This window comes from Azospirillum formosense (assembly GCF_013340925.1).
In the GTDB taxonomy this organism is placed as follows: domain Bacteria; phylum Pseudomonadota; class Alphaproteobacteria; order Azospirillales; family Azospirillaceae; genus Azospirillum; species Azospirillum formosense.
Window position 1 is genome coordinate 1 of the sequence record NZ_WHOR01000402.1, and the last position, 3,738, is coordinate 3,738.

4 protein-coding genes are annotated in these 3,738 nt (G+C 71.8%); 3 read left to right on the plus strand and 1 reads right to left on the minus strand.

All coding sequences use genetic code 11. The features are described from left to right. From GBZ26_RS28140 to GBZ26_RS28150, 3 genes are all read left to right on the plus strand, one after another. Window positions 1-564, plus strand: a 564-nt coding sequence (locus GBZ26_RS28140; RefSeq protein ID WP_174441628.1) for a Smr/MutS family protein, incomplete at its 5' end; no start/stop codon positions are given. Between the two features lie 12 nt (window positions 565-576). Then, window positions 577-981 (plus strand): helix-turn-helix domain-containing protein, encoded by a 405-nt coding sequence (locus GBZ26_RS28145; protein ID WP_174441629.1) that lies wholly within the window; start codon window positions 577-579, stop codon window positions 979-981. Window positions 982-1,147: 166 nt separating this feature from the next. After that, a complete protein-coding gene (locus GBZ26_RS28150; protein WP_174441630.1) occupies window positions 1,148-2,689 on the plus strand; it encodes a PAS domain S-box protein in 1,542 nt (513 codons plus the stop codon). Here the strand turns inward: GBZ26_RS28150 and GBZ26_RS30495 are convergent. Next, window positions 2,649-3,533: an ATP-binding cassette domain-containing protein gene (locus tag GBZ26_RS30495; RefSeq protein WP_345772083.1), complete on the minus strand. Its 885-nt coding sequence runs from the start codon at window positions 3,531-3,533 to the stop codon at window positions 2,649-2,651. The genes GBZ26_RS28150 and GBZ26_RS30495 overlap by 41 nt on opposite strands. Between the last annotated feature and the right edge of the window lie 205 nt (window positions 3,534-3,738).

Here is a 3,738-nt window from a genome sequence, read left to right on the forward strand (position 1 = left end):
CCACCGGAGGGGCGGGGGTTGTGGCGGACCGCCATGCGCGCCGGGGGGCCGAGGCGGGGCGGGACCGTCAAAGCCCCCGACCCCCCCGCCGCCCCCGCGGGGGGGCGGGACCGGGTCGCCACCACGGCCTCCCCGCCCCCCACCCTGCCGCCGCGCGGCGGCGGGCCGAAGGGCGGGCGCCCGTCGCAGCCGCCGCTGAAGGTCGGCAACCTCGACAACATCGACCGCCGCACCGCCGACCGCTTCTCGCGCGGCGAGATGGAGATCGACGGGCGCATCGACCTGCACGGGATGAGTCAGGCCCAGGCCCACGGCGCCCTGTCCGGCTTCGTCCACCGCGCCTGGCACGAGGGGCGGCGCTGCGTGCTGGTCATCACCGGCAAGGGCACTTATACCGGCGGAGTCGGCGTGCTGCGCCAGTCGGTGCCGCGCTGGCTGGCCGACGCCGCCCTGCGCCCGATGGTGCTGGCGGTGCGCCCGGCGCAGCCCCGGCACGGCGGCGATGGGGCGCTGTACGTTCTCATCAAGCGGCGGCGCGACCAGCATCAGGGCTGGCACCGCTAGGACGAGGCCGCGATGACACCCTTCGGCGAACGGGTCCGCGCCCTGCGCGAGGGCAAGAGCGTGACGCTCAAGCAGATGGCGGCCGACCTGCACATCTCCTCGGCCTATCTGTCGGCGCTGGAGCATGGCAAGCGGGGCCAGCCCTCCGCCCAGCTTGTCCGGCAGATCTGCGCCTATTTCGGCATCATCTGGGACGAGGCGGAGGAGCTGGAGCGGCTGGCCGACCTGTCCCACCCGCGCGTGACGGTGGACACCGCCGGACTCAACCCGAAGGCGACCGAGCTGGCGAACCGGCTGGCCGAACGCATCCACGACCTGGACGACGGAACGCTGGACCGGCTGCTCCTTCTGTTGGACGAGGCACCGGCCCGCGGCGGTGCGGCGGTGCGGCGGCGGCCGGCTCCCCGCCGGCGCTAGAATGGTCAGCGGAAGCGTCGCAACGCCCTGATTTGACTTGTGGGTTAATCGGTCGCACCTTCGGCATAGGCAACCGGACGTTTCGCGTTCGCTTTCGCCGCGTCAAATCCCGTACCATCCAGTACGGGTTGCCCCGAAGCCAGGCTTGACCAGACGGGATTATCGTATGACCGCCGAGGTCGGGTCCGTGATGCCCCAGGATGGCGTGACGGACGCCCTGTTCCGCACCATCTTCGACAGCGCGTCGGTCGGCATGGTCGTGGCCGCACCGGACGGGTGCATTCTGGCCGCCAACCCCGCCTTCGCCCGCAGCCTGGGATACAGCCCGCAGGACATGGCCGGCCGGCACTTGGCCGACGTCACCCACCCGGAGGACTGGGCCTGGGAAAGCCTGCGCTTCGGCCGGGTGATGCGTGGCGAAGCGGCGCCGGACCCCTTCGAAAAGCGCTTCCTGCGCGCCGACGGCGGGGTGATGCGCGCCGCCATGCGCCCGTCCTGCCTGCACGGCCCCGACGGGCGGGTGCGCGCTCTCGCCGCGGTGATCGAGGATGTGACGACCGCCCGCGCCGCCGACGAGGAACTCCAGCGCAGCGAGGCGCGCAACCGCGCCATCGTGGAACAGGCGGTCGAAACCATCCTGACCGTGAACGCCCGCGGCGTCATCCTGGCCGCCAACCAGGCGGCGGAACAGCTTCTCGGCTACGATCCGGATGAGCTGACCGGCCAGCACATCACCATCCTGATGCCGCCGGAGGAGGCCGCGCAGCACGCCTCCTACATGCGCCGCTACAAGGAGACGGGGGTGCGGCAGGTCATCGGCGTCGGACGGGAGGTGACCGCCCTCCGGCGGGACGGCACCGCCATGGTCGTCTGGCTGTCCCTGTCGGAGATCGACCTGCCCGGCTTCCACGTCTTCGTCGCGATGCTGCGCGACCTCAGCGCCTTCAAGGCGGCCGAACAGGCGCTGATCGAGGCCAAGGAGGCGGCGGAGCTGGCCAACCGCGCCAAGACCGCCTTCCTCGCCAACATGAGCCACGAGCTGCGCACGCCGCTGAACGGCATCCTGGGCTTCGCCGACGTGATCCACCAGCAGATGCTGGGCTCGCTGGAGAATCCCATGTACGTCAACTTCGCGGCGGAGATCAAACGGTCGGGCGAGTTGCTTCTCGCCAACATCAACGACCTGCTGGAGATGGCCACCATCGAGGCCGGTCAGGTCGGTCTGGAGGAGGCGCTCTGCGACTTCCGCGACGTGGTGGTCTCCTGCGTCCGTCTGGTCGCCAAGCGGGCGGAGCGCGGCAAGCTGCACGTCGAGGCCGACATCGCTAGCGAGCTGCCGCCCCTGCTCGCCGACCCGCGGGCGCTGAAGCAGGTTTTGCTGCATCTTCTGTCCAACGCCATCAAGTTCACCCCCGAAGGCGGGCGCATCGGCGTGTCGGCCCGCGTCGATTCCGCGGGCGCCCTGGTGGCCGAGGTGTTCGACAGCGGCGTCGGCATCCCGGACGACCGTATGGAGACCGTCTTCCAGCCCTTCTTCCAAGGAGATTCCTCGCTGGCCCGCCGGTTCGAGGGCATCGGGCTGGGCCTGTCCATCGCCAAGTCGCTGGTGGAGCGGCACGGCGGCCGGCTGGAAATCCGCTCGCTGGAGGGGACCGGCACCTCGGTCGTCATTCACCTGCCGAAGGAACGCTTCCTGACGGACTGGTGAGGTCCAGCCGGCGCGTGAGCCCGATGGCGTCGAGGAAGGCCTCGTCGTGGCTGACCACCAGCAGCGCCCCGTCATAGGCGCGCAGCCCGGCTTCCACCGCTTCGATGGACTCGATGTCCAGATGGTTGGTCGGCTCGTCCAGGATCAGCAGGGGCGGCGGGACGGCACCGCCGAGGACGCAGGCGAGGCCGGCGCGCAGCGTCTGGCCGCCGCTGAGGGTCGACACGCGCTGCAACGCGGCGTCGGCGCGGAACATGAAGCGGGCCAGCGACGCCCGGCAGGCGTTCTCCCCTTCCCGCGGGTTGAGGCGCCGGAAATTGTCCAGGATCGTTTCAGACGGATCGAGAAGGCTCACCCGCTGGTCGAGCATGACCGCGCCGGCAACGACGCGCACCGTCCCGGACCAGGGGGCGCGATGGCCGGCGACGAGTCCCAGCAGCGTTGTCTTGCCCGACCCGTTGGGTCCGGTGATGGCGACCCGCTCCGGCCCGGTGATGGTGAAGGACAGGTCGCGGACAACCGGCCTCCCCGCTTCATAGCCGCCGGTGACGCCGTCGAGCGTCAGCACGGTCCGGCCGGGCGGAAGGCCGGTGGGCGGCAGAACGACCGACAGCGGCTGAAGGACTTCGATGCGCGCGCGGGCGGCGGACACGGCGTCGAGCGCGTCGGCCTTCTGCTGGGTGGCGCGGCGGGCGTTGTCGCCGCCGGTGGCCTCGCTGCGCTCCTTCCGGCCGCCGAGCAGGATGCGCGGCAGGTCGCCCTTCGCGGCCTTGCGCTGGCCCGCCCGGTCCTTGCGCGCCTTCCGTTCGGCGGTGGCCTGCGCCGTCCGGGCCGCCTCCGCCACGCGTTTCTCGGCATCCGCCAGATCGTGGCGGGCGGCGGCGAGGGGCCGCCCCCCGGCCCCCCGGGGGGGGCTCCCGGTTCCCCCGGTACCGGTGCCCCCGGCGGGGGGCCGCCCCGCGCGGGGGTCCCGACGGTCCATGCGGTCGCCGTCTCCTTTATCCAACCTACACCGCCCGCGGTCTCCCCCCGCTGACAACCTGGGGGTG